Annotated in this window: 24 protein-coding genes; 12 read left to right on the top strand and 12 right to left on the bottom strand. The window is 71.6% G+C overall.

From position 1 onward, the window contains the following. The 3 genes from AP234_RS05265 to AP234_RS05255 all read right to left on the bottom strand — a co-directional run bounded on the left by AP234_RS05265 (window position 1) and on the right by AP234_RS05255 (window position 5,531). Complete coding sequence (locus tag AP234_RS05265; RefSeq protein WP_200926235.1) at window positions 1-750, bottom strand: GNAT family N-acetyltransferase; 750 nt, start codon at window positions 748-750, stop codon at window positions 1-3. A gap of 4 nt (window positions 751-754) precedes the next feature. Next, complete coding sequence (purB, locus tag AP234_RS05260) at window positions 755-2,182, bottom strand: adenylosuccinate lyase (RefSeq protein ID WP_055478406.1); 1,428 nt, start codon at window positions 2,180-2,182, stop codon at window positions 755-757. A 154-nt stretch (window positions 2,183-2,336) separates the two neighbouring features. Continuing rightward, window positions 2,337-5,531 (bottom strand): efflux RND transporter permease subunit, encoded by a 3,195-nt coding sequence (locus AP234_RS05255; RefSeq protein WP_055478405.1) that lies wholly within the window; start codon window positions 5,529-5,531, stop codon window positions 2,337-2,339. A 139-nt stretch (window positions 5,532-5,670) separates the two neighbouring features. Between AP234_RS05255 and AP234_RS05250 the strand changes: the two genes are divergently transcribed. Together AP234_RS05250 and AP234_RS05245 are read left to right on the top strand one after the other, a co-directional pair. Then, complete coding sequence (locus tag AP234_RS05250; RefSeq protein WP_235557970.1) at window positions 5,671-6,204, top strand: MarR family winged helix-turn-helix transcriptional regulator; 534 nt, start codon at window positions 5,671-5,673, stop codon at window positions 6,202-6,204. A gap of 69 nt (window positions 6,205-6,273) precedes the next feature. After that, window positions 6,274-7,047, top strand: a complete 774-nt coding sequence (locus AP234_RS05245; RefSeq protein ID WP_055478404.1) for an SDR family oxidoreductase — start codon at window positions 6,274-6,276, stop codon at window positions 7,045-7,047. Window positions 7,048-7,271: 224 nt separating this feature from the next. On the opposite strand, the gene AP234_RS05240 is transcribed toward AP234_RS05245, so the two are convergent. Beyond that, on the bottom strand, window positions 7,272-7,970 hold the full coding sequence (locus AP234_RS05240; RefSeq protein WP_055478403.1) for a TetR/AcrR family transcriptional regulator C-terminal domain-containing protein: 699 nt from the start codon (window positions 7,968-7,970) through the stop codon (window positions 7,272-7,274). On the opposite strand from AP234_RS05240, the gene AP234_RS05235 reads away from it, so the two are divergent. Next, window positions 7,945-9,246: an FAD-dependent monooxygenase gene (locus AP234_RS05235; RefSeq protein WP_200926234.1), complete on the top strand. Its 1,302-nt coding sequence runs from the start codon at window positions 7,945-7,947 to the stop codon at window positions 9,244-9,246. The two genes, AP234_RS05240 and AP234_RS05235, sit on opposite strands and share 26 nt — an antisense overlap. A gap of 109 nt (window positions 9,247-9,355) precedes the next feature. Here AP234_RS05235 and AP234_RS05230 read toward each other — a convergent pair whose 3' ends face one another. From AP234_RS05230 to AP234_RS05205, 6 genes are all read right to left on the bottom strand, one after another. Then, the gene (locus tag AP234_RS05230) at window positions 9,356-9,835 is read right to left on the bottom strand and encodes a hypothetical protein (protein WP_055478402.1); all 480 of its coding nucleotides are present in this window, start codon (window positions 9,833-9,835) and stop codon (window positions 9,356-9,358) included. Between the two features lie 100 nt (window positions 9,836-9,935). Next, entirely contained in the window at window positions 9,936-10,697 is a 762-nt protein-coding gene (locus AP234_RS05225) for a class I SAM-dependent methyltransferase (RefSeq protein ID WP_055478818.1), read from the bottom strand. An 8-nt stretch (window positions 10,698-10,705) separates the two neighbouring features. Continuing rightward, window positions 10,706-11,131 (bottom strand): NUDIX domain-containing protein, encoded by a 426-nt coding sequence (locus tag AP234_RS05220; protein ID WP_235557969.1) that lies wholly within the window; start codon window positions 11,129-11,131, stop codon window positions 10,706-10,708. An 89-nt stretch (window positions 11,132-11,220) separates the two neighbouring features. Continuing rightward, a complete protein-coding gene (locus AP234_RS05215) occupies window positions 11,221-11,991 on the bottom strand; it encodes an alpha/beta fold hydrolase (protein WP_055478401.1) in 771 nt (256 codons plus the stop codon). Next, the gene (locus tag AP234_RS05210; protein WP_055478400.1) at window positions 11,988-12,578 is read right to left on the bottom strand and encodes a LysE family translocator; all 591 of its coding nucleotides are present in this window, start codon (window positions 12,576-12,578) and stop codon (window positions 11,988-11,990) included. The genes AP234_RS05215 and AP234_RS05210 overlap by 4 nt, the downstream gene beginning before the upstream one ends. A gap of 96 nt (window positions 12,579-12,674) precedes the next feature. Next, entirely contained in the window at window positions 12,675-14,168 is a 1,494-nt protein-coding gene (locus AP234_RS05205) for a PLP-dependent aminotransferase family protein (RefSeq protein WP_055478399.1), read from the bottom strand. Between the two features lie 161 nt (window positions 14,169-14,329). Here AP234_RS05205 and AP234_RS05200 point away from each other — a divergent pair, with 161 nt between their 5' ends. From AP234_RS05200 to AP234_RS05180, 5 genes are all read left to right on the top strand, one after another. Next, complete coding sequence (locus AP234_RS05200; protein WP_235557968.1) at window positions 14,330-14,953, top strand: LysE family translocator; 624 nt, start codon at window positions 14,330-14,332, stop codon at window positions 14,951-14,953. A gap of 80 nt (window positions 14,954-15,033) precedes the next feature. Next, window positions 15,034-15,825: a DeoR/GlpR family DNA-binding transcription regulator gene (locus AP234_RS05195; protein ID WP_055478398.1), complete on the top strand. Its 792-nt coding sequence runs from the start codon at window positions 15,034-15,036 to the stop codon at window positions 15,823-15,825. Then, the gene (locus tag AP234_RS05190; protein ID WP_083501802.1) at window positions 15,822-17,081 is read left to right on the top strand and encodes an MFS transporter; all 1,260 of its coding nucleotides are present in this window, start codon (window positions 15,822-15,824) and stop codon (window positions 17,079-17,081) included. The genes AP234_RS05195 and AP234_RS05190 overlap by 4 nt, the downstream gene beginning before the upstream one ends. 108 nt (window positions 17,082-17,189) lie before the next feature. Next, window positions 17,190-17,645: a hypothetical protein gene (locus AP234_RS05185; protein ID WP_055478397.1), complete on the top strand. Its 456-nt coding sequence runs from the start codon at window positions 17,190-17,192 to the stop codon at window positions 17,643-17,645. Further along, window positions 17,632-18,189 (top strand): DUF3995 domain-containing protein, encoded by a 558-nt coding sequence (locus AP234_RS05180; RefSeq protein ID WP_083501801.1) that lies wholly within the window; start codon window positions 17,632-17,634, stop codon window positions 18,187-18,189. The genes AP234_RS05185 and AP234_RS05180 overlap by 14 nt, the downstream gene beginning before the upstream one ends. On the opposite strand, the gene AP234_RS05175 is transcribed toward AP234_RS05180, so the two are convergent. Then, window positions 18,165-18,932 carry a TSUP family transporter gene (locus AP234_RS05175; protein ID WP_055478396.1) on the bottom strand — a complete coding sequence of 256 codons (768 nt, stop codon included), beginning with the start codon at window positions 18,930-18,932 and terminating at the stop codon, window positions 18,165-18,167. The two genes, AP234_RS05180 and AP234_RS05175, sit on opposite strands and share 25 nt — an antisense overlap. A gap of 147 nt (window positions 18,933-19,079) precedes the next feature. Between AP234_RS05175 and AP234_RS05170 the strand changes: the two genes are divergently transcribed. Genes AP234_RS05170 through AP234_RS05160 form a run of 3 tightly spaced genes read left to right on the top strand, consistent with a single transcriptional unit; the run spans window position 19,080 to window position 21,837 of the window. After that, on the top strand, window positions 19,080-19,946 hold the full coding sequence (locus tag AP234_RS05170) for a hypothetical protein (protein WP_055478395.1): 867 nt from the start codon (window positions 19,080-19,082) through the stop codon (window positions 19,944-19,946). Next, the gene (locus AP234_RS05165) at window positions 19,943-21,196 is read left to right on the top strand and encodes a histidine kinase (protein ID WP_055478394.1); all 1,254 of its coding nucleotides are present in this window, start codon (window positions 19,943-19,945) and stop codon (window positions 21,194-21,196) included. The genes AP234_RS05170 and AP234_RS05165 overlap by 4 nt, the downstream gene beginning before the upstream one ends. Continuing rightward, on the top strand, window positions 21,193-21,837 hold the full coding sequence (locus AP234_RS05160) for a response regulator (RefSeq protein WP_055478393.1): 645 nt from the start codon (window positions 21,193-21,195) through the stop codon (window positions 21,835-21,837). The genes AP234_RS05165 and AP234_RS05160 overlap by 4 nt, the downstream gene beginning before the upstream one ends. A gap of 46 nt (window positions 21,838-21,883) precedes the next feature. On the opposite strand, the gene AP234_RS05155 is transcribed toward AP234_RS05160, so the two are convergent. Beyond that, window positions 21,884-22,594 (bottom strand): hypothetical protein, encoded by a 711-nt coding sequence (locus AP234_RS05155; RefSeq protein ID WP_063842789.1) that lies wholly within the window; start codon window positions 22,592-22,594, stop codon window positions 21,884-21,886. A 134-nt stretch (window positions 22,595-22,728) separates the two neighbouring features. On the opposite strand from AP234_RS05155, the gene AP234_RS05150 reads away from it, so the two are divergent. Then, the gene (locus AP234_RS05150; RefSeq protein ID WP_055478391.1) at window positions 22,729-23,769 is read left to right on the top strand and encodes an AAA family ATPase; all 1,041 of its coding nucleotides are present in this window, start codon (window positions 22,729-22,731) and stop codon (window positions 23,767-23,769) included. Window positions 23,770-23,771 lie beyond the last annotated feature (2 nt).

Below are 23,771 nucleotides of genomic sequence, written 5' to 3'. Positions count from 1 at the left end.
TCAGATGTCGAGCCTGGTGGCGGCGACGCGCCTGCGGGAGAACCCGAGCCGGTGATAGACGCCCAGGGCGGTGTCGTTCCAGTCGTCCACCATCAGCGCCACCCTGCCGTGTTCGGCCAGCAGCTCCTCGGTGACGAAGCGGCAGACCCGCTCCCCCAGGCCACGCCGGCGCGCCCGTACGGCGGTCGCGACCCCGGCGATCAGGCCCACGGCCGGGGCCGACCAGGCGTCGGCGGCGACGGCGAGCAGTTCGCCCGCGCCGTCGCGGACGCCCGCCCAGCGGCGCACCCCGGCCAGGCCCGGGACGGCGTAGGAGTCGGGGTTGGCCGTCGCGAGCAGATCGGCCACACCGGGCTCGTCACCGGTGGCCAGCCAGTCCACCGGCTCACCCGGTCCCTGTGAGGCGTACGGCTCGGGCGGCTTGCGCGTCGCCATCCAGGAGAAGCCGGACGGGACGCGCAGCCCCTCGACGGCCGCCGCCACCTCATGCACGAGGACGGCGTCGCCGAACGGCCGGAACGACGGGCCGGCCTCGGCCAGGGCGTGCCGTACCAGCCTGATGGCCTGGACGGGACCGCCCCGGACGACGAGCCGATCGCCGCGGGCGATCCCCGGGGAGGCCACGGCGATCGCATCGCCGTACGTCCACGCACGCACACCGGGTCGCATGCCCTGGGCTGCCCACACGACCAGGTCGTCGTCATCGCAGGCGGCCACGACCTCCGCGGCGTCCTTCAGCTCCCGCACCACCGGCTCAGAGGATGGCGCCGGGGGTGTAGGCGGCGGCCTCCGGATGCCGGGTGACGATCTCACCGATCTGCTCGGTGAGCGCGGCCACCTGGGCGGCCGCGGCGCCGGTGAAGGAGATCCGGTCGGCGAGCAGGGCGTCCAGCTCGTCGCGGCCGAGAGGGAAGCGGGAGTCGGCCGACAGCCGGTCCAGCAGCTCGTTGGCCGCGCCACGTGACCGCATGGCCAGCGCCGAGCCCACGGCATGCTCCTTGATGATCTCGTGGGCGGTCTCCCGGCCGACGCCGGCCCGGACCGCGGCCATCAGCATCTTGGTGGTGGCCAGGAACGGCAGGTAGCGGTTCAGCTCGGCCTCGACGACGGCGGGGAACGCGCCGAACTCGTCGAGCACCGTCAGCATGGTCTCGATCAGGCCGTCGAAAGCGAAGAACGCGTCGGGCAGGGCCACCCGGCGGACCACCGAGCAGGACACGTCGCCCTCGTTCCACTGATCCCCGGCGAGCTCCCCGGCCATCGAGGCGTACCCGCGCAGGACGACGGTCAGGCCGTTGACGCGTTCGCAGGAGCGGGTGTTCATCTTGTGCGGCATCGCCGACGAGCCCACCTGGCCCTCGGCGAAGCCCTCGGTGACCAGCTCATGCCCGGCCATCAGACGGATCGTCTTGGCCAGCGACGACGGCGCAGCGGCCAGCTGCACCAGCAGCGTGAGCACGTCGTAGTCGAGGGAGCGCGGGTAGACCTGTCCGACACTGGTGAAGCGCCGGGCGAAACCGAGATGGGCGGCGACCCGGTCCTCCAGCTCCGCCAGCCGGTCCTGCGAGCCGAGCAGGTCCAGCATGTCCTGGGCGGTGCCGACCGGGCCCTTGATCCCGCGCAGCGGATAGCGCTCCAGCAGCTCCTCCAGCCGCCGCGACGCCACCAGCAGCTCGTCGGCAGCGGTCGCGAAACGTTTGCCGAGGGTGGTCGCCTGCGCGGCGACGTTGTGGGAGCGGCCGGCCATGACGGTGGCGGCGTGCTCGCCGGCCAGCCGCCCCAGCCGGGCGAGCAGCGCGACGACCCGGTCGCGGACCAGCAGCAGGCTGTCGCGGATCTGCAGCTGCTCGACGTTCTCGGTCAGGTCGCGGGAGGTCATGCCCTTGTGCACGTGCTCGTGACCGGCGAGCGCGTTGAACTCCTCGATGCGGGCCTTCACGTCGTGCCGGGTCACACGTTCGCGTTCGGCGATCGAGGCCAGGTCGACGTGGTCGGCGACCTTCTCGTAGTCGGCGATCACCTGGTCGGGCACGTCGATCCCGAGGTCGGCCTGGGCCCTGAGCACCGCCAGCCAGAGCCTGCGCTCCAGCACGATCTTGTGCTGCGGGGACCACAGGCGCGCCAGCTCCGGGGAGGCGTAGCGGGCGGCCAGGACATTCGGGATACGCGGCTTGGCACTCACGTTGGGTCAGTCTATTTCCGCATGAGCGCGTCCACACCGCCGAGTCCCGGTCGAGGCCGGAAGGCGGACGCGGCAGGGGACAGATCGCGAAGACGGCCCGGGAAGCGGCCGACGCGCGTGATGGCGCCGGCCGCTTCCCGGGCAGAACCGGAGGTCACCCGGCCGGGGTGAGGGACTCCTCGTCGTAGACCTTCACCTCGGGACCCTCCACCCTGCTCTTCGGCCTGCGACGCCCGCCCAGCCGCTCCTTGGTCCGTTCGACCATCGTGTAGAGGGTCGGCACCAGGACCAGCGTGAGCAGTGTCGAGGACACCAGGCCACCGATGACGACGATCGCCAGCGGCCGGGAGATGAACCCACCGGAACCGGTCACGCCCAGCGCCATCGGGGTCAGCGCGCAGATCGTGGCGATCGCGGTCATCAGGATCGGGCGCAGCCGTCGCCGTCCGCCTTCCAGCACGGCCTCGACCACCCCCATGCCCCGCTCGCGATACTGGTTGATCAGGTCGATCAGCACGATCGCGTTCGTCACCACGATGCCGATCAGCATCAGCATGCCGATCAGCGCCGACACGCCCAGGGCCGTGTCGGTGACCAGCAGCAGCCCGATCGCGCCGGTCGCCGCGAACGGGATCGACACCAGCAGGATGAGCGGCTGCACGAGACTCCGGAACGTCGCAACCATGATCACGAAGACGATCGCCACGGCCAGCAGCATGGCCAGCCCGAGATCGGCGAACGCCTCATCCTGGTCGGCGCTCACCCCGCCGATCTTGTAGGAGATCCCGACCGGGAGCGTCACACCGTCGAGCTTGTCGGTCACCGCGGCGGTGACCGCGCCCAGGTTAGCCGCGTCGGCCTTGCCGGACACGGTCGCGGTGCGATCCCCGTCCTGGCGAGTGATCTGCGTCGGGCCGTCCGCCTGCACCACCTCGGCGACCGAGCCGAGCTTGACCAGGCCGGCGGCCGTGGGCAGCGTGATGTTCTCGACCTCGGCCAAGTCGGCGGGAGCACTGCCACCCCGCAGGACAATGTCACTGGACCGGCCGTCCAGGCTGAGCGACCCGATCGGGGCGCCGCGGAACGCCTGCGCGACGAGCTGCCCGATGCCGGTCTCGGTCAGCCCCCTGGCGGCAGCCTTCTCACGGTCGACGTGCACCTCGATGCGCGGCGCGCTCTCCTGCAGGTTCGACGTCACATCACGCAATCCGTCGATCCCGCCGAGCGCGTCGCGCACGGTGGTCGCGGCCGACTTGAGCGCGGCCGGGTCGGCTCCCTTGAGGATGACCTGGATCTGGTCGGAGCTGAAACCGGTGCCGCCGCCGCCGATCGTGACCTCCCCCACGTCGGTCAGGTCGGCGAGCCGCGTCCGCAGGGACTCCTGCAGTGCGATGGCGTCCGCCGCCTCGTCGAGGGTCACCGAGTAGGACGCCCGGTCGGAACTGCCGCCGAGCCCGCCCATGAACTGGTTACCGCCGCCCACCGTCACCTGGTAGGACTCGACCTCCCGGAACTCCCCCAGCACGGCCTCGATCTTCTTGGCGGCCGCGTCCGTGCTCGCCAGATCGGTGCCGGCCGGCATCTGCTGCGTCACCTGAATCGTGTTGTTGCCGGAGTCGTCGAGGAAGTTCGTCTTCAGGCTCGGCGCGAGCCCCATCGTTCCCATGAAGACCACGAGTCCGATCAGCAGGGTGACGAACCGCCGCTTGGTCGCGAAGCGCAGAACGGGCAGGTAGACACGCTGCAGCGGGCTGCGCAGCTCCCGCAGCTCCGCCTCCTCCCGTACGGCCTCGGCCTCGGCCCGGCTCAGATCGGGCGTCTTGAGGAACCAGTAGGCCAGCACCGGGATCACCGTCAGCGACACCAGCAGCGAGGCGAGCAGCGCCACGGTGACCGTGATCGCGAACGGGCTGAACAGCTCGCCCACCATGCCGCCGACGAACGCGATCGGCAGGAACACGGCCACCGTCGTCAGCGTCGAGGCGGTCACCGCGCTCGCCACCTCACGCACCGCCGTCAGGATGGCCTGCCGCTTCTCGGTCCCGTACCCGAGGTGCCGCTTGATGTTCTCCAGGACCACGATCGAGTCGTCCACCACACGGCCGATGGCGATGGTGAGCGCGCCCAGCGTCAGCATGTTGAGCGAATGGTCACCCGCCCACAGCGCGATCAGCGCGATCACCACGGAAAGCGGGATGGACACGGCCGTCACGATCGTCGACCGCACCGACAGCAGGAACACCAGGATGATCAGTACGGCGAAGGCCAGGCCCAGCAGGCCTTCCGTCGTGAGGTCCTCGATCGACCGCTCGATGTAGGGCGCCTGGTCGAACACCACGGTCACCTCGGCGGCTTCGCCGAGGGCGCGGGTCAGCTCCGGCAGCGCGGCACGCACGTCGTGGGAGATCTGCACCGCGTTGCCGTCGGGCCGCATGGTGATCGACACGCCGAGGCTCGGCCGGCCGTTGGTGCGGGTGAGCGTGCTGGCCGCGGCCTCCTCGACCTTGACGTCGGCGACGTCCGAGAGCTTGACCGGTCCCGGCCTGGCGGTCCGGGCCTGGGACCGGCCCGCCGGGTCGGTCATGGCGCCACCCGCACCGGCAGACGCGGCCGGGGTCAGGTAGAGGTTCTCGAGGTCGTCGACGGTCTCGATCCGGTCGCCCACCTGGACGGTCAGGGTCCTGCCGTCCTCGGTGAGACTGCCGGCGGGGATCGCCATGCCGTTGGCGCGCAGCAGCTCGGGGATCTGCGCGGCCGACAGGCCGCGCATGGCCAGCTTGCCCTGGTCGGGAGTGATCACGATCTCACGGGCGCGTGCGCCCGTGACGGCCGCCTCGCGCACCCCCTCGATCGACTGCAGCCTCGGCACCATGACCTGCTGCAGCCGGTCGAACAGCACATGCTGGTCACCGGAATCGCCGACCGCGATGACGAGCACCGGAATGTCGTCGGTGCTACCGGCCACCACCTGCGGATCCACGTCCGCCGGCAACTGCCCGCGGATCCGGGAGACGGCCTGCTGCATCTTGGCCACCGCGTCGTCGATGTCGGTGCCGAAGTCGAAGGCCACCTGGATCTGCGCCAGGCCCTCCTTCGAGGAGGAGGTGATCTCGGTCGTGCCCGCGATGCCCTGGAAACTGTTCTCGATCGGCTTGGTGACCTGCTCCTCGACGATCTCAGGGGACGCGCCGGGGTAGGCGGCGACCACGAACGCCCCGGGGAACTCCAGGGAGGGGAACAGCTGTTGTTTGAGGGAGGGAATCGCGAAGGCGCCGAGCGCACTGAGCACCACGGTCACCATCATCACGAGAGCGCGGTTCCCGAGGCTCAGCCGAGCCAGGGAGGTCATCTACGGCCCCTTCGTCATCGACGATCTTCGATGGATCTTCCTAAGCAAAGTATTCGAGCCACAATAACACTTCGGGCGAGGCGAACAATTTCTCCCATTCGTACCAACTGATAGCCTGCCGTCCCGGCGAGAGGTGGACGTGAGCGACAACGTGACGACAGCATGGCAGCAGGCGGACGACGACCACGGCGGGAGCGACAGGCGGGAGCAGAGCGAGCGGCGCGCCCTCATCGGCCGACTGTTCGAACTGCAACGTGAACTCACCCGCCTGTTCACTCACGACCGATCCAACCCCCTGCTCGTCTCGACGCTGACGATGCAGCAGTTGAAGGTCGTCATCGTGCTCGTGCGGGAGGGGGCGACCCCCGGGCAGACGCTGGCCAGGGCCCTCGGCACCGGGCTCGGCACCGTCACCGGGATCGTCGACCGGCTGGTGGCCCAGGGACTCGTCAGTCGCAGAGAGGACCCCGCCGACCGCCGTGTCCGGCTGGTCGAGCTCACCCCGCGCGGACGCGTCCTCGCCGAAGAACTCCTCGACGCCAGCACCGCCGGCTATCTGCGCCTGCTCGACCGGCTGGACACCGAGACGCTCCAGTCGATGGAACGGGTGATGCTGAAGATCCAGACCGCGGCCGCCGAGATGTACGCGGAGGAGACCCGCCTCGCACCCTGAACCGCCCCCCGGAGTGCGCCTGAACCGAACGCGTCCGGCATTTCGCCGAGATATGTAGGATGATCGGCTGTGTCAAGCTACCTCGATACTCTCTTCTCCCTCCACGGACGGGTCGCACTCGTCACCGGCGCCAGCTCAGGCATCGGATACGCGATGGCCGAGGCGATCGGCCGGGCCGGCGCCGCGGTGATCCTGGTGGCCCGGCGTCCAGAAGATCTCGCCAAGGCCGTACGCGCCCTGCAGGGACAGGGCGTGCGCGCCGCCGCCATCAGCGCCGACCTCGGCGACCGCGCGGCCGTGGCCCGCGTGTGCGCCGAGGCCCCACGCGCGTTCGGCGAGATCGACATCCTGGTCAACGACGCGGCCAACAACATACGCAAGCCGATGGCCGAGCTCACCCCCGACGACTACGACCAGACCATCGCCGTCAACCTGACCGCGCCGTTCCTGCTCGGGCAGCACTTCGGGCCGCGCATGGCCGAGCGCCGCTGGGGCCGCATCATCAACATCGGCTCCCAGCAGTCGATCAGCGCGTTCGGCGACAGCGGCGTCTACGGCGCGGCCAAGGCCGGCATCTGCGGGCTCACCCGTTCCCAGGCCGAGGCATGGTCGCAGTACGGAGTGACCAGCAACACGATCATCCCCGGGTTCGTGCTCACCCCGATGACCGCATCGGTCCAGGCCGTGCCCGGGCGGGTCGAGGCCCTCGCCGCGCGATCCATGATCGGCCGCAACGGCGTCCCCACCGACTTCGCCGGCGCCGCCGTCTTCCTGTCCGGCGACGCCTCGGCCTACATCACCGGCCAGACCATCTGCGTGGACGGCGGCTTCAGCGTCCACTGAGATCACCAGATGCACGCCGGCGGCGGCCTGACCTCGCGGCCGAAGCCGGGGACCCGGCAGCGCCGGCGCCGGCAGGGTGAGCTCCCACGTGCCGCAGCCGGCCACGAAGAGCATGAAGCCTGACGCACGATTGCGGCCCCTCCGCGAGCCGTCGACGGTGGTCGGAGCTCTCGTGGCGGTCGGTCCTCGTGTGCAGAGTCGCCCGACCGGCTCCGGCCGACACATCAGTTCCGACGGTTGATCAGCGACTCGACGCCGTCAAGGATGCACTGCAGACCGAAGCCGAGTGCCTGGTCCTTGCCGGCCGGGTCGGCCAGGGCGGCGACCAGTGCGGGGAATCGGTGTTCGCGGCCGGTCAGCAGCGCACCCATGGTGTTGCCCATCGCCTGTTCGGGGGCGTCAGCAGGCGCCGGCGCGGCCTGCTGCGCGATCGTCCGTACGTGCCCGATGATGGTGACGGCCACATCGAGCATCTCGGAGCCGGCCAGGCCGGTACCGGTCAGCGCGGCCGTGGCCTGCTCCAGCCAGCCGAGTTCGTTGGGCCCGATCGCGCGCGCTCCGACGGTGGCCTCCAGTGCCCACGGATGCGCCCAGAACCGGTCGAACATCTGCCGAGCCCACGTGTCGAGCTTCGGCCGCCAGTCGTCGGCGACCGCAGTCAGTGGCGGCGGTTCACCGAGAGCGAGTTCGACCATCAGTGCGACCAGCTCGGTCTTACCCGGCACATAGCGATACAGGGCCATCTTCGTGACGCCCAGCCGCTCGGCGACCCGTTGCATGGTCACGGCCGCGAGTCCGTCGGCATCGGCGATCTCGATGCCGACGGCCGCGATCGTGTCCAAGCTCAGCGTCGGCTTCGGCCCGCGCTTCGGCGCGGTCCGCTGTCCCCACAGCAGCGTGATCGCCGTCGTCTCGGCCGCCATTGGCACTCCCTTGCGACGAACATTTAACTGCGTCTATTGTAATCTGTATCCATTGGACACAGTTAAGCTTGAAGGGAGCATGATCATGATCAAGCCCGTGCTGCCCGGCCTGCGAGTCCTGATCTCCGGTGCCGGCATCGCAGGCCCCGCCCTGGCGTACTGGCTATCCCGGCATGGGGCCGACACCACCGTCGTGGAGATCGCGCCCGAGCTGCGCACCTCCGGCTTCGCGGTTGACTTCCGTGGCCCCACCCATCTGGGTGTGCTGTCGAAGATGGGCGTCCTGGAGGAATTGCGCGCGCTGCAGACCCACGGCGGCGCGATGCGCTGGGTGAACGAGCACGACCGCCAGATCTTCGAGTTGCCCGCCGAGTTCGCCGGAGGTGAGATCGAGATACTCCGCCGCGATCTGTCCCGGGTGCTGTACGAGCGCAGCGTCGAGCGCACCGAATACCTGTTCGGCGACGTGATCGCCGACGCCGCGGAGACCGCCGACAGCATCGAGGTGGAGTTCAGCCGCCACGGTACGCGCACGTACGACATGGTGATCGGCGCCGACGGGCTGCACTCGGGTGTGCGCCGCATCGCGTTCGGGCCTGAGCAGCGCTATGTGCGGCACCTCGGCTACTACGTGGCCGGTTGGCAACTGCCCAACTCGCCGGCGGTGGATGCCACGCCCCAGCTGTACAACGTGCCCGGACGGATGATCAGTGTCTCCGCCGACCAGCACGATCCAGACCGGGCAGATGTCTTCGCGATGTTCGCCTCACCACGGCTGGACTGCGACTGGCACGATCTCGAACAGCAGAAGGAGTTCATCGCCGATGCGTTCCATGGCCTTCGCTGGCATGTACCGCGCTTGCTGGCCGGCCTGCGCGATGCCCCCGAGTTGTACTTCGACTCGATCAGCCGGGTCCGCGTCCCCACCTGGTCATCCGGCCGGGCAGCACTGCTCGGCGACGCCGCTTGGGGGCTGACGCTCGGCGGAATGGGCGTGGGCACCAGCATCGTCGGCGCCTACGTGCTCGCGGGCGAACTCGCCGCCGCCGGTGGTGATCACCGTACCGGCTTCGCCGCTTACGAGAGCCGGATGCGCTCCTACGCCGCCCGCTGGCAACGCGGCGCCAACCCCGGCACGTTTCTCGCCCCAGCCAGCGCCCTCGGCCTCCGGTTCCGAAACACGCTGTTCAGTACCCGCCTGGTCCAGAAGCTCCTGATAAGCAGCACCAAGTCGGTGGCCACAGGCGCCGACCTGCCTGAGTACACATTGACCTGATTTCCCTTCTGGAAGACGAGGTGTGTCACCACGGGGATCACCTGAGCGTGATGGCCGCGCTCAGAAGGAAAGGCGTGAACACCGGCGGGTTGTATCGGCTCGGCCCGACTCATCTGCGGCGGACCACGCGGTGCCCGGCGCCCTCGTGCCACATCTCGATCACCAGGTGCTCCCCCGCCTCGTCCACGCCGGTGACCACCACCTCACGCACGTCGACTCGGAAAAGGTGGAAATCCCGCTCGGCCGTAGCCCCGTGGGCCGCCTTGACCTCCGGGTCGGTGACCTCGACCGCCAGCCCGGCCAGTTTCGCGTCGCCGATCCACCCGCCAGGGTTCGCCTCATCGGGCTCCTCCGACGCGCTGTGGATCGCCACCCTCGGGTCACGGCACAGATCGAGCGCCTTCACCGCGCCCGGCATCGAGCCGATCCAGACCTCGCCGGCCTCGAACTCGACCTCGGTGCCGCTGATCCGCGGCGAACCGTCCCTGCGGAGGGTCGCCATGGTCTTGTGCTTGTTCCTCCCCATGATCGCCAGCACGCGGGCGGCCAGCTCGGGGATCTCCTTCTCGATGTCCTGCCACGTCGCCATGACGGCATCCTGCCGTCCGCCACCGACATTTCATGGCTGTCCCGGTCGACGGCTTCCGCCGCCCTCATCGGCGCGGCCTCAGCTCCCGGCGGCGATCTCCCTAGAGGCCCGGCTTGCGCGCCTCGATGAGCACGCGGGAGGAGTGGGCGACGAACCGCCCCTCGGACAGGATGATCTCGTGTAGTTCGCGCAACCTCTCGGCATAGCGCTCCACCGTGAAACCGGGCACAATCCAGATGACCTTGCGCAGGAAGTAGACCACCGCGCCGATGTCGAGGAACTCCATCCGCAGACGCTCCATCCGCAGGTCGACCACTTCCAGCCCGGCTGCTTCGGCCGCCGCCCTCTCGACGTCCGGATGACGTTTCTCCCGCGCCTCGGGCTGGGGCCCCATGAAGTGCTCCACCAGCTCCCACACCGAGGCCGGTCCCACATGCTGGGCGAAGTAGGTGCCGCCCCTACGCAGGATGCGGGCGATCTCCGTCCACCACACCGTGGCCGGATGGCGGCTGGTCACCAGGTCGAACGCCTCGTCGGCGAACGGCAGCGGCGGCTCGCCCCGACCGGCGACCACCACCACGCCCAACGGGTGCAGCAGCCGGGTGGCCTTGACGACGTTCGGCGGCCACGACTCGATGGCGACCATCGTGGGCGGGAACCGCTCGGCCCCGGCGAGAACCTCCCCGCCGCCGGTCTGGACGTCCAGGGCGGCCGTCGCGGCGGCGAGCCGTCCGCTCATCAGCCGCTGATATCCCCAGGACGGCCGCTCTTCGGTGGCCCGGCCCGCCAACCAGGAGAAACCCCACCCCTCCACCGGTGCCGCCTCGGCCTCCGCCACCAATTCCTCGAACGTGCGGGGCATGTCGGCCATCACCGTCTCCTTACGGGATCCGCCGGAGCGGCTGCCGCCGCTGCCGAGGATCGGAAGAGCTCAAGCGTCGCGGGTAGCTGGGAGTGCAGCGGATGCGGCAGCGCGTCCAACGTGAACCAGCCGAGCCCGTCGAACTTGTGGGGCTCCCCGAGCCTGACCGCCGCGGGATCCACCTCCACCGCGAAGACCACCGCGACCCAGTGAGAGGGCGGCTCCCGCCTGACGACGTTGCGTACGCCGATCTGACGAAGTTCCAGCACGTCGGCCCCATACTCCTCACCGACCTCGCGCGCGACCGCCGTCTCGAACGACTCGCCGAACTCCAGCGCGCCCGCTCCGCTGTCCCAGCTCCCCGCCTCATCCCGCGCCCCGGATCCACGACGTGCCAGCAGGATCCTCCCCCGGCCGTCGTGGCAGACGAACACGCACGAGACCCTGGGCGCAGGTGATGTTTTGGGGGTTTCGGCTGTTGAAGGGATCATCATTTGCCCATGGACTTTACAAAGTAAATTTCTCAGAGGAGTCGGAGCAGCAGCGCGGCGACCTCGTCGGGGCGTTCCAGACTCGGCAGATGTCCAGCCCAGTCCAGCTCCACCAGCGTCGCGTTCGCCACGCCGCCCGCGATGTGCCGGGCACTCTCCCGGAAGTAGGGCAGGTCGTGTGCGCCGGTCACCACGACGGCGGGCGCGCCGATCAGTGACAGGTCGATGCGGCCGCGGCGACGTTCCGGCCGGGGATCGGCCGCGAGCTGCGTCTCGAACGCGTGCCGCTGCATCTCGGCCAGCCACTCGCGTGTCGCCTCGTCGGCCTCCGGCCCGAGCCAGGTCCGCACGTTCAACTCGACCGCTCCCCCGATGTCGCCCGCCTCGATCAGACGGTCCTCCGCCGCGTCGAACCCGGTCAGGTCCGGCGTCGGGGGCAGGCCGCAGCCCGCGTTCAGCAGCACGAGCCGCGCCACGAGGTCGGGGCGTTCCGTCGCGAGCTCCAGTGCCACCCGCCCGCCGTACGACGATCCGACCAGCGTGACCTCCCGCAGGTCCAGCGCGTCCAGCACCGCCGCGACGTCCGCTGCGTCGCCGTACGGACCGTTCGCCCGGTACGGCGTACGCCCGTGACCTCGAAAGTCCGTCCGCACCACGTGGAAGGCCCCGGTCAGTGCCGCCCACTGCGGGTCCCACATCCGCGCGTCGGCCACACTCGAGTGCAGCAGGACCACCGGGTCGCCCACGCCCCCGTGCTCGTGCCAGATGACCTCGTCAGCCACGTGCCCGTACTCGATCGTCATCGTGCCTCCATGGCCACGCGCACGCCGAGACCGATCAGCACCGTCCCCGACACCTGCTCCAGGCGGCGCCGTACGGCGGGACGGCTGAAGACGGCCCCGACCCGGCCCACCATCCAGATGAAAGCGAGGTACCAGAGCGTGTCGACCACGACCCAGACCACCGCCAGCAGCGTCAGCGTCGCCGGGACGTTCACGCCCGCCGGGACGAACTGCGGGAGGAAGGACATGGCGAACACGGCGGCCTTCGGGTTGGCACCGCAGGTCGCCAGCCCCAGGACATACGAGCGCCGCCAGCCGCGCGCGGCCTCCTGCTCGCTCTCCGGCGGTCCCGCGTCCCGTACGGCCTGGCCGCGCCGAGCCTGCCACAGCGACTGGACGCCCATCACCACCAGCAGCACGGCGCCGACCGCCTTCATGACGCCGTAGGCCACCTCCGAGGCCAGGACCAGGGCCGACAGCCCGAACACGGCGGCCATCGCCCACAGGAAGATGCCGGTCTCGTTGCCGGCGGTGGCGGCGACGCCGGAGGCGCGGCCCGACCTGATCGTCTGTCGCAAGATCACGGCAGTGCTGACCCCGGGGATCATCGCGAGCAGGATGCAGGATCCGACAAAAGCTACAAGGAACACCCGGTCAGCCTGGCGATCCGCGCATCACCGCGCAACCGGTTTACGCCGGGTGGATCACGGCCGCCGCCGCAGGCGCCGCAGGGCCCTGCCGATGACCGCCACCCCCTCTCCGACGTCGCTCGGCGTGCTCGCGGCGTAGCCCAGAACGAGCCCGGGCGGGCCGGGCCGCTGCCGGTGCCAGGAGAGCGGCTGCGCCTTGACGCCCAGCTCCAGCGCCGCGGCGGCCAGGTGGGCGTCGTCGACGTCGTCGTCGAAGGTGACCATGAGGTGCAGGCCGGCCGCGGCCCCGTGGACGACCGCGCCCGGCAGGTGGGTCCCGATCGCGTCCACCATCGCGTCCCTGCGGCGGCGGTGTCGCCGGCGCAGGAAACGCAGCTGCCGTTCCAGCTCGCCCGACTCCATCAGATGGGCCAGGACGAACTGCGGCAGTACGGCGTTGCCCAGGTCGGCGAACCGTTTGGCCTCCACCATGGCGTCGCGCAGCCGCGGCGGCGGCAGCACCCACCCGATGCGTACCGCGGGGGCGAGCAGCTTGGAGACGCTGCCGGTGTAGCAGACCCCCTCCGGCAGCATCGCCCGTACGGCCGGCACGGGAGGCCGGTCGTACCGGTGCTCGGCGTCGTAGTCGTCCTCGATCACCAGCCCTCCGGCATCGGCCCAGCGCATCAGCTCGCGGCGCCGTTCCCCGCCGAGCACGACCCCCGTCGGGAACTGATGCGCCGGGGTCAGCAGGACGGCCGGGGCGTCGGTGGCACGCAGGGCGTCGACGCGTACCCCTTCCGAGTCGACCGGGATCGGCAGCACGTCGAGCCCGTGGCCGCGCAGGTGCTGGCGTTCCCCGAGCGAGCCGGGCTCCTCCACCGCCACCTCGCGGACGCCGTGCCTGCGGAGCACCTGCGCGAGCAGCCCGAGCGCCTGGGCGACGCCGGAGACGATGATCACCTCGTCCGGTTCCGCCCTGATCCCGCGGTTGCGCGCCAGCCAGTTCGCCACGGCGAGCCGCAGCGCCGGCGCCCCGCGAGCGTCGCCGTATCCGAGCTCGGCCGCGGGCAGGTCGCGCAGCACCACGCGCACGGCACGCAGCCACGCCGTACGCGGGAACGCGGCCAGATCGGGCCGGCCGGGCGTCAGATCGATCCTGGCGGGGAAGGCGCGCAGCGTGTCGAAGACGTCCGGGCCGGGCGCCCCCGCGAAGAGCGCGTCAGCCGACGACGGCTCGGCCGGCCGTGGGTCCGGCGGCCGACGCGGGTCGGCGGCCACCGGTGGCGCCGGAGCCGCCACGACGATCGTTCCGCGCCGGCCCTGGCCCGCTACGTGCCCGTCCTCGATGAGCCGCTGGTAGGCCTCGGTGACGACACCTCTGGAGACACGCAGCTCCGCGGCCAGCACCCTGGTGGGCGGCAGCCTGGCGCCGACCGGCAGCCGGCCGTCCGAGATCGCCTTGCGCAGGCGCCGGGCCAGCCAGTCGGACAGCCCGCCGACCGGCGCCTCGTCCATGTTCAGTTGCAGGAAGTCGGCCCCCGGCGTTATGGACCTGTCGACTTGCATCTCTTTGGACCTGTGCACAGGACCATTGTCCCAGAAAAGGTTGGAGGCATGGATCTTCGTTTCCGACCGACGATCGCGGCCCGTGCCGTACCGGCGCCGCGCGCGGCGCACCCCGAGCGGCCGCGACGGACATATGCATCCGCCCGCACGGGAGGCGAGCGGTGAGCCTCCCCGTTACGCTTCCGTTCCTGATGACCACGCTCGTCGTGGTGGCCACGCCCGGCACCGGCGTGATCTACACCCTGTCCGCGGGCATCTCCCACGGCCGCCGGGCGAGCCTGATCGCCGCGTTCGGCTGCACGCTCGGCACCGTGCCGCAGCTGGCCGCGACGATCGCCGGGCTGACGGCCGTGCTGCATGCCGGCACACCGGCGTTCCAGGTGCTGAAATATCTGGGCGTCGCCTATCTCCTCTACCTGGCCTGGGCGGCGATCCGGAGCCGGAAGAGCGACACGGCGGCGGCGGAGGCCGCGTCCGGGCCGGCGCACCGGGTGATCGTCAAGGCCGTCCTGATCAATGTGCTCAACCCGAAGCTGGCGATCTTCTTTTTCGCGTTCCTCCCGCAGTTCGTGACCCCCGGCGCGCCGGACTCGGTCGTACGGATGCTCTGGCTGGGCATCGTGTTCATGCTGGTCACGTTCGTGGTGTTCGCCGCATATGGCCTGTTCGCCGCGGGGGTGCGCGAGCATGTGCTCTCACGCCCACGCGTGACGGCGTGGCTGAACCGCGCCTTCGCCTGCTCCTTCGTCGCGCTCGGGGCCGGGCTCGCCTTCGGCGCCGGCTGATGCTCGTGGTGATCTCCGAGAGCGCCTTTACAATGTAGATTTTGTTGCTCGCGGAACATCTGCTGTGTTCGAATGCACAAATGGAAAGTTCCGACCGAATTCGCGCGATCATGAACGCGCTGCGGACGTCCGACAGCGTGTCGGTGACCGAGCTCGCCGCCGAGCACGGCGTCTCGGAGATGACGATCCGCCGCGACCTGGACGAGCTCGCCCAGCAGGGCGTGGTACGGCGGGTGCGCGGCGGCGCGCTGAGCCTGCTGCTGCGCGGTGAGGAACCGCCGTTCGGGGTCAGGGAACGCGAGGCCGTCGAGGCGAAGCGCCTGATCGGCGCGGAGGTCGCGAGCCTGCTCGCCGACGGGGAGGCCGTGCTCCTGGACAGCGGAACGACCACGCTCGAGGTCGCCCGGGCCGTACGCGACCGCCGCCTCACCGTGCTGCCGCTGGCGATGCAGGCGGCGCAGGAGCTGGCCGGCGCTCCCCGGGTCCGCCTCGTCCTGCCCGGGGGCGAGGTGCGGCCGGGCGAGCTGAACTTCGTGGGCCCGCTCACCGAGACCTCGATCGAAGCGCTGCGTTTCGACACCGCGGTGATCGGCTGCTGCGGGCTGTCGGCCGAGCACGGGCTCACCGCCCACGATCTGCCGGAGGTCGCCGTCAAACAGGCCGCGATCGCCTCGGCCCGGCGCGTGATCATCGCCTGCGACTCCGGCAAGTTCGGCCGCACCGCGTTCGGCGCCGTCTGCCCGCTGGATCGGCTGGACGTGGTGGTGACCGACGACGCGATCCCCCGCGATCAGCACGACGCCCTCGCCGCCGCCGGCGTCGCCGTCCGCACCGTCGCCCTCCACCCCGCCACGGCCCGGGCCGGCTCGTGAGCGTCACGCTCGCGCCGTCCGCGCGGCAGCGGGCCCGCATCGCCGTCTACGGACTGTTCCTGCTGTCCGGGATGGCCATCGGCGCCTGGACCGCGCGCATTCCGGCCATCAAGTCGGGTCTCGGCCTGAGCAACGGCGAGCTGAGCCTGGGGCTGCTCGGGATCGCCGCCGGCGCCATCACCGGCATGCAGTTCGTCGGCCGCATGGTCGACCGGTACGGCAGCCGCCGCGTCGCGGTCCCGATGGCCCTCGCCGTGGGCGTCGTGCTGGTGCTCCCCGCCTATGCCCCCAATCTGGCGACACTCGCCCTGGCCCTGTTCGCCTTCGGCGCGGCCAACGGCACGCTCGACGTCGCGATGAACGCCAACGCCGTCGTCGTGGAGCGCGCGTACGGCAGGCCGCTCATGTCGTCGTTCCACGCGGTGTTCAGCGTGGGCGGGTTCGCGGGCGCGGCGGTCGGTGGTCTGTTCGCCCACCACGGGGTGAGCCCGGCGATCACGTTCGCCGCGGTCGGCGTGCTGATCGCCGCGATCGCGCTGCTCTGCGCCCGCTGGGCCGTACGGGACGAACCGGACCGGCGTCCCGCCGACGGGGCGGGGTCGAAGGGGTCGCGGCGGCCACGCGTCGGCAAGACCGTGCTGCTGCTCGGCGTCCTCGGGTTCTGCGGCATGATCGGCGAGGGTGCGGCCGCCGACTGGAGCTCGGTCTACCTGCGCGACAACCTGGGCTCCTCCCCCGGCTTCGCGGCCGCCGCCTATGCCGCTTTCTCGATCACGATGACCGCCGGACGGTTCGCCGGGGATCGGCTCGCCGCCTGGCTCGGCCCGGTCACGCTCGTCCGCGGCTGCGGGGTCCTGGCCGGCGCGGGGCTCGGGGTCTCCCTGCTGATCGACGTTCCGGTGGCCGGCGTGATCGGGTTCGGCCTGTTCGGCGCCGGGCTCTCGTGCATCGTCCCCCAGGTGTTCTCCGCCGCGGGCCACCGCGATCCCGCCCAGGCGGGACGGGCCCTGGCCGCCGTGGCCAGCCTGGGTTACGCCGGGTTCCTCGCCGGGCCCGTCCTGATCGGGGCGCTGGCGGAACTGGTCACCCTCCCCCGCGCCCTGTTCGCCCCGGCCGTGCTGGCGCTGTTCGTCGCGCTCACGGCGACCGCGCTCCGGCCCCCGGCACCCCGCCGGGATCACCCAGAGACGGACCCGGAGACGGAGCCGGGGGCGGTTCAGGCCCGGGTGACGTCGACGCCGCCGAACACCCCGTAGCCGGATCGCCGACCCGCGGCACGTGCCCACGGCATACCCCCGCACGGGGTGAGGGCTTTCCCCCTCGCGGGGGAGTGATGCCCGACCCGCCATGTCTACGGTCGAACCATGCTTGATTTCGCTCACCCACGACGCTGGCCTGCATACACGCTGGCGGTGTCGTTCCTCGGCTACGCCGCGGGGAAGGCCGCCTTCGCCCTGCAGGCCCGGCTCGGCTTTCCAGGCGGCCCGCCCGTGTCGGCCGCCGAGACGCAGGGTTACTTCATGGACGCGGCCGCCGCGCAGTGGCTCGCGGCCGCCTCCGGCGTGGTGGGCGCCGGCGTCGCCCTCGCCACGGTCACGCCGCTGGGACTACGCAAGGTGCCGAGGACGGTGATGCTGGTCGTGCTGGCCGGGATGCTGCTGGCCGTCGGAGGCGGCGCGATGATCATGATCGTGGACGGATTCGTCGGCATCGGCGTGGGCTGGACGTGGTACCACGGCGTTCTCGGCCTCGCCGTGATCGGGCTGTCCGTGGAGATGTCCCGGTCCTACGCGATGGCGACGAGACGTGTCGCGGGCTGACCGGATGCGGCTGGGCGGGTACGGCGCGGCGGCCGCCTGCGCGGTCTACGGATCGATGAAGCTCGCCCAGGCGCTGGGGGCCAACGCGCTGGCCGACAAGGACCCGCTGCCACCGGAGCTGCACGAGCGGCTGCTCGCGCGCGATCCGCTGTTCGTGACGAGCCACTGGGTGCTCGCCGGTGCCGCGGCCGTGGGTGTCGTCGTGGCGCTGGCCACCGTCCGCCCCTGGGGGGCCGCCGTTCCGCGCGGGCCGCTGCTGGCGATCACGTGGACGCTGGGGATCTTCATGATCGCCCGGGCGGGCGGGGTGCTGGGGTTCGGTTTCGTCGGCGACGCGTTGGTGCTGGCCGGGGTCGTCTCGGTGCCCGCCGAGCACGCCGCGCCGGCTCGCGACCTGGCGTGGTGGGACCTGCTGCTGTGGTCGCCGTTCTTCTTGTTCTGGGGTGCGTGCTGGACGACGGCCGCAGTGCGGCTCGGCCGTGTTTCGAAGTCGGGGCCACCTGTGAGACCCGGGACGGGTCACGGGGCGGCGAACTGGTCGTAGGCGAGTTTCGCGATCAGGGCGGTGACGACGCACAGCAGGACGATCCGTACGAACCCGGAGCCGCGGTTGAGCGCCATGCGAGCGCCGAGCTGGGCCCCGGCGATGTTGCAGACCGCCATGCCGAGGCCCAGGGCCCACATCACGTGCCCCTGCAGGCCGAAGACGATCAGGGCGCCGAGGTTGGTGCCGGTGTTGATGACCTTCGCGGTCGCCGACGCCTGGACGAAGTCCATGCCCAGGATCGAGGTGAACGCGATGAGCAGGAACGTCCCGGTGCCCGGCCCGAGGATGCCGTCGTAGTAGGCGATCGCCACACCGCCGGCGGCGACCGCCGCGATCACCCGCCACCGGGTGCGCAGATGCGGGTGCGGCATCCGCCCGAAATCCGGGCGCAGCGTGACGAACGCGGCGACCCCCAGCAGCACGACCATGACCAGCGGCTTCAGCACCCCCGCGTCGAGCAGGGCGGCCGAGGCGGCGCCCAGGCCGGCGAAGGCCACCGCGAGCGCTCCGGCCGGTGCGGCGACCGCCCGGTCGAACTTCGTCCTCCGGGCATAGGTGACGGCGGCGGACGCCGTACCGAAGATGGCGGCTGACTTGTTGGTGGCGAGCGCCTGCACCGGCGTCAGCCCGGCCAGGAGCAGCGCGGGAAGCTGGAGCAGCCCTCCCCCGCCGACGACGGCGTCCACCCAGCCCGCCGCCAGCGCCGCCAGAAGCAGCACCGCGATCTGGCCCGCCTCCACGCGGTGCGCCCCTTTCTCGCCGTCGCCCGGCCCAGAGCCTATCGGGCCGGCGGCCGCCTCCCGCTTTCGCCGTTCTCCCTCTCAAGGGGGAGGCGGTTCCCGCCGGCCGGGGAGGTTCTCCGGCCCGCGGAACGCGACGGTGGAGTCATGGTCACGAACACGAAACCGGACGCCGAGAGAACCGATGCCCCCGGCACGACTTCGCGCGCCGTCATCGCCGCCGGGGCGGCGGGCAGTGCCGTGATGATCGGCTTCGCGGCGTACGGCATCGCCTTCGACATCGTCGGCGCGATCATGGCGGCCATCGCGGAGATCAGCGGGACAGAGCAGCTCATCGACCTCGGCGTCGACTGGGTGATGGCCGCGGTGCGCGTCGCCGCCCTCGTCGCCGGTGCGGCGCTGGCCGTCGCCACGCTGCGGCGCCGCCGCCGCGCGCGGGGGGCCTGCCCCCGCTGCGGCCGTACGCACCGGCGGACCGAGCGGGCGGCGTGGGACCGGTCGAGCGTCCACGCGGGGTACGCCGCCGCGGCGCTCGCCCTCGGCTACGGTGCGCTGAAGGCGGGGTGGGGCCTCGGCTGGACCTTCGGCCTCGCCGATCCCCACGCGTTCGGGGAGGTCCGGCTGTGGACCCCGGGACTGGGCGACACGGCCGTGCTGGCGCTGATCGGCATCGCGCTCGGCCTCGGGTTCGCCCGCACCTGGCGGCCTCCGCTGCGCATGCCGCGCTGGATGCCGCTGACCGCCGCGTTCACCGGCTGTGTGATGCTGATCCCGGTCGGCATCATGGGCACCGGAGGCACAGTGGCCGTCCTGCTCGGCCTGGCGGAACGGTCCGGCGGAGGCGCGACCGGCGGGATCTCACCGTGGGTGTTCACAGTGATCTATCCGTGGTTCCTCTGCTGGGGGGTGGCGATGGCGGTCGCGGCCGTCGGATATCACCTCAGGACCAGGGGCGTGTGCCGTTCCTGCGGCCGTGGCCGCCCCTTCCCCCGCCGGGAGACAATCGCATCGTGAACCGCCTGCTCGGCGCGCTCGGCGCCCCTGTCACCTACCGCCGGTGGGCGGGCCTGATCCTCGGCGGAGCGCTGCTCATGCCGTACATGATGGCCGGGCAGGTCGTGAGCGCGCTGTGGCGTCCCGGGCAGCCGCAGGGAGACCCGCTGCTGGCGACGCAGCCGATCGTCTTCGTCTCGGTGCTGCCGCTGATCGCGGTGACCGGCCTGTTCCTCCCCGTACGCGCGTTCGAGACCGCGGCGGCCCGGACGCTGCTGGGTGTGTCCGTCGAGACGCCGCCGGCCCGGCGCCGGCGGACCTGGTCGGAGCGGTGGCGCACCACCACGTGGTTCACCCTCCACCTCGCGGTGGGCGGTGTGATGAGCGGGCTGACGCTGGCCCTGCCGCCGTTCGCGGTGTGGTTGGCCGTGCTGCCGTTCACGGGCGGCCGGTGGACCTTGGCCGACTCCCGGCTCCTGCCCGACTGGGATCGCGGGTGGGGGCCCCCGCTCGCGCTCGCGGTCATGGCCGGCCTGCTCGCCGCCGTGGTGGCGGCCGGTACGCTGCTCGCCCGGCTGGCGCCCGCGCTGCTGGGCCCATCGCCCGCCGACCGCCTGGCCCTGGCGGAGGAGCGGTCCCGGCGGCTGGCGGCGCGCAACCGGCTGGCCAGGGAGTTGCACGACTCGGTCGGTCACGCGCTGAGCGTGGTCACCGTGCAGGCGGTGGCGGCGGGCCGGGTGCTCGACCGCGACCCGGAAGCGGCGCGCAACGCCCTCGGTGCGATCGAGGCCTCCGCGAGGAACGCGCTGGAGGAGCTCGATCACCTGATCGGCGTACTGCGGGACGGCGACGACCACGGCGGCGTCCGGAGGAGGGGCACAGAACGGAAGGGCCCAGAGCCGACCCTCGACGACCTCGGCGCGCTCCTGGACGCCTCGGGTGCGACCGTGATCTCCCGGGAGGCCTACCGCGTCGTCCAGGAGGCCCTCACCAACGCCATCCGTCACGGCACGGGCCCGGTGACGGTGCGGGTCGCCGTACAGGAGCGGGGTCTCGAGGTGGAGGTGGCGAATCCGGCGGGTTCGGCCACGGGGCGGGCGGGGCGCGGCCTGGACGGCATGCGCGAGCGGGTGACGCTGCTTGGCGGCGGCTTCCAGGCAGGTCTGTCCCGAAAGGGCGGGGAGTGGCGGGTGCGTGCGCGCATCCCCCTGCCGGGTGGTGAGACTGGAGAGATCCAGGGCGGAGAGATCGAGGCCGGGGGACGGCGATGAGCGTGCGTGTGGTGCTGGCGGACGACGAGGAGTTGATCCGTACCGGCCTGCGGATCATCATCGACGGCGAGCCCGATCTCGAGGTGGTGGGCGAGGCCGCCGACGGCGCGGCCCTCGTGTCGCTCGTCCGGGAGGTCGGGCCCGACGTCGTGCTGGCCGACGTGCGCATGCCTGCGGTCGACGGGATCCAGGCGACCCGGGCGATCGTGTCCGGTGTGGATCCGCCGAAGGTCATCGTGGTGACGACGTTCGAGAACGACGACTACGTGTACGAGGCGCTGCGCGCGGGCGCGAGCGGGTTCCTGCTGAAACGGGCGCGCGCCGAGGAGCTGCTGCAGGCGATCCGGGTGGTCGCCACGGGCGACTCGCTGCTGTTCCCCTCCGCCGTCCGGTCGCTGCTCGCCGCCCATCGTGTGGCCCGTCAGGTGCCGGGGATCGCCCGGCTCACCTCGCGTGAGGGCGAGGTGCTGCGGCTGATGGCGCGCGGCCGGTCGAACGCGGAGATCGCGCGGGAACTCGTCGTCGGCCTGGAGACGGTCAAGACCCACGTGGGCAACGTGCTGGCCAAGCTCGGCGCCCGCGACCGCACCCAGGCGGTGGTCGCCGCCTACGAGTCAGGGTTCGTCTCCGGCAACGGCTGAGCCCGATGCCGCCGGAACCCGGCGCGGCCGGGGCAGAGCGGCCGGTTCAGATGGGCTCGCCCTCGTCGTCGGGGCCGCCGGGCCGGGGCGAGACCGCGGGGGACGGCTGTCCCGGCCGGGGCGTGGTCGACTCCTGCGGCGCCTGCGGCTGTGGCACGGTGGGCTCGGGCGGCGGCGTGGGCACGAAGTGGGTCGCCGGCAGCGGCGACCGCGGCCGTGGGTCGTCCCCGCCGCGGAACAGCAGCTGCCACACCACGGTCGCCAGCGTGAGCGTGAGCGCGGCCAGCAGGGCCGAGGCCAGCACCACCGATCTGCGGGTGGCGATCGGCGGCGGCGGGGGCCCCGGCGGGGCGGGCAGTGCCGGGTCGCGGTCGCCCAGCCAGTAGGGCGCGAAGTCGGGGCCGCTGCGCCGGCCGGTCAGCATGCCCGAGACCATGATCCGGTCGAGGAAGCGCTCGGCTCCGGGGCCGCCCGGCACGTACGGCACCGCCACCCACGGGGCCTGCCCGTCGTGCATGGCCACGATCGGCGGCAGGTCGCCGCGGCTCCGGCGGGCCGCCGCCCTGATGGCGGTGACGAACCGGTCCCTGGCGGCGCCGTCGAGAGCGGCGCCGGTCGTGAGGACCGCCACGGAGACCGCCCGGCCGTCGGGCCCCTGGCCGAGGTACACCAGCCCGGCGGGTGCCACGCCCAGGCGGGCCTGCAGCACGAACGGCCCCAGACGGGGCGGGTCGTGGTGCTGCAGCGGCCTGCTCATGGTCCTCCTCACGTCACACCTCATCAAAACACAGCGGTCAGCGCGGGTGGCGTCGCGGCGGGTGTGGTCGCCCGGCGGCGTGGGCAGATGGGAGGGGATGGAACCTCGCACTCAGTCACGATTGAATAACCTTCATGACCGTTGCCAGTGAACGTCCCGAGCCCGGCAGGGCGGAGGGTGAGCGAGACGATGCCGTAGGGGCCGATCTGGAGTCGCTGCGCGACGCGTTGAACGAGGTCAGACGGGTGATCGTCGGGCAGGACCACATGGTCGAGCGGCTGCTCGCCGCGCTGCTGGCGCGCGGGCACTGCCTGCTGGAGGGCGTGCCCGGCGTGGCCAAGACGCTGGCCGCCTCGACGCTGGCCACGGTGGTGGGCGGGACGTTCGCCCGGGTCCAGTTCACCCCCGACCTGGTGCCGAGCGACATCGTCGGCACGCGTGTCTACCATCCGGGCACCGAGCGGTTCGACGTCGAGCTCGGGCCGGTGTTCGTGAACTTCCTGCTGGCCGACGAGATCAACCGGGCGCCGGCGAAGGTGCAGTCGGCGCTGCTGGAGGTGATGGCCGAGCGGCAGGTGACGCTCGCGGGGCGCACCCATCCGCTGCCCAGACCGTTCGTCGTGCTGGCCACGCAGAACCCGATCGAGTCCGAGGGCGTCTATCCGCTGCCGGAGGTGCAGCGCGACCGGTTCCTGTTCCGGGTGCGGGTGGCCCATCCCAGCGCGCACGAGGAGCTGGAGATCCTGAACCGGATGAGCGTCCGGCCGCCGGTGCCCGAGGCGGTGCTCGACCCGGGGCGGCTGCTGCGGCTGCAGGACCTGGCCGACGCGGTCTCGGTGCACCAGCTCGTCGCCGACTATGTCGTACGGCTGGTCATGGCCACGCGCATGCCCGCCGAGTACGGCCTGCCCGAGCTGGCCGAGACGATCGAGATCGGGGTGAGCCCGCGTGCGACGCTGGGCCTGATCGCGGCAGGCCGGGCGCTCGCGCTGCTGCGGGGGCGTGACTACCTGCTGCCCGACGACGTGCGCGACGTGGCCGTCGACGTGATGGCCCACCGGCTGATGCTGACCTTCGACGCGCTGGCCGACGACGTCGACCCCGCCGAGGTGGTGCGCCGGATCCTGCAGGTCGTGCCGCCTCCCCTTGTCGTGTGGAACCGGGACCGGCGGTGAGC

The organism is Sphaerimonospora mesophila, assembly GCF_001417795.1.
Lineage (GTDB): Bacteria > Actinomycetota > Actinomycetes > Streptosporangiales > Streptosporangiaceae > Sphaerimonospora > Sphaerimonospora mesophila.
The sequence above is the reverse complement of the archived record's forward strand: the minus strand, read 5'-3'. Positions and strand labels throughout refer to the sequence as shown.

Coding starts and splice junctions, on each gene's coding strand:
- AP234_RS05170 (WP_055478395.1), top strand. CDS start 19,080: ATGGTCACGAACACGAAACCGGACGCCGAGAGAACCGATGCCCCCGGC.
- AP234_RS05195 (WP_055478398.1), top strand. CDS start 15,034: ATGGAAAGTTCCGACCGAATTCGCGCGATCATGAACGCGCTGCGGACG.
- AP234_RS05155 (WP_063842789.1), bottom strand. CDS start 22,594: ATGAGCAGGCCGCTGCAGCACCACGACCCGCCCCGTCTGGGGCCGTTC.
- AP234_RS05210 (WP_055478400.1), bottom strand. CDS start 12,578: ATGATCCCCGGGGTCAGCACTGCCGTGATCTTGCGACAGACGATCAGG.
- AP234_RS05240 (WP_055478403.1), bottom strand. CDS start 7,970: ATGGCGGCCGAGACGACGGCGATCACGCTGCTGTGGGGACAGCGGACC.
- AP234_RS05255 (WP_055478405.1), bottom strand. CDS start 5,531: ATGACCTCCCTGGCTCGGCTGAGCCTCGGGAACCGCGCTCTCGTGATG.
- AP234_RS05205 (WP_055478399.1), bottom strand. CDS start 14,168: ATGCAAGTCGACAGGTCCATAACGCCGGGGGCCGACTTCCTGCAACTG.
- AP234_RS05150 (WP_055478391.1), top strand. CDS start 22,729: ATGACCGTTGCCAGTGAACGTCCCGAGCCCGGCAGGGCGGAGGGTGAG.
- AP234_RS05230 (WP_055478402.1), bottom strand. CDS start 9,835: ATGGCGACGTGGCAGGACATCGAGAAGGAGATCCCCGAGCTGGCCGCC.
- AP234_RS05215 (WP_055478401.1), bottom strand. CDS start 11,991: ATGACGATCGAGTACGGGCACGTGGCTGACGAGGTCATCTGGCACGAG.
- AP234_RS05160 (WP_055478393.1), top strand. CDS start 21,193: ATGAGCGTGCGTGTGGTGCTGGCGGACGACGAGGAGTTGATCCGTACC.
- AP234_RS05185 (WP_055478397.1), top strand. CDS start 17,190: ATGCTTGATTTCGCTCACCCACGACGCTGGCCTGCATACACGCTGGCG.
- AP234_RS05225 (WP_055478818.1), bottom strand. CDS start 10,697: ATGCCCCGCACGTTCGAGGAATTGGTGGCGGAGGCCGAGGCGGCACCG.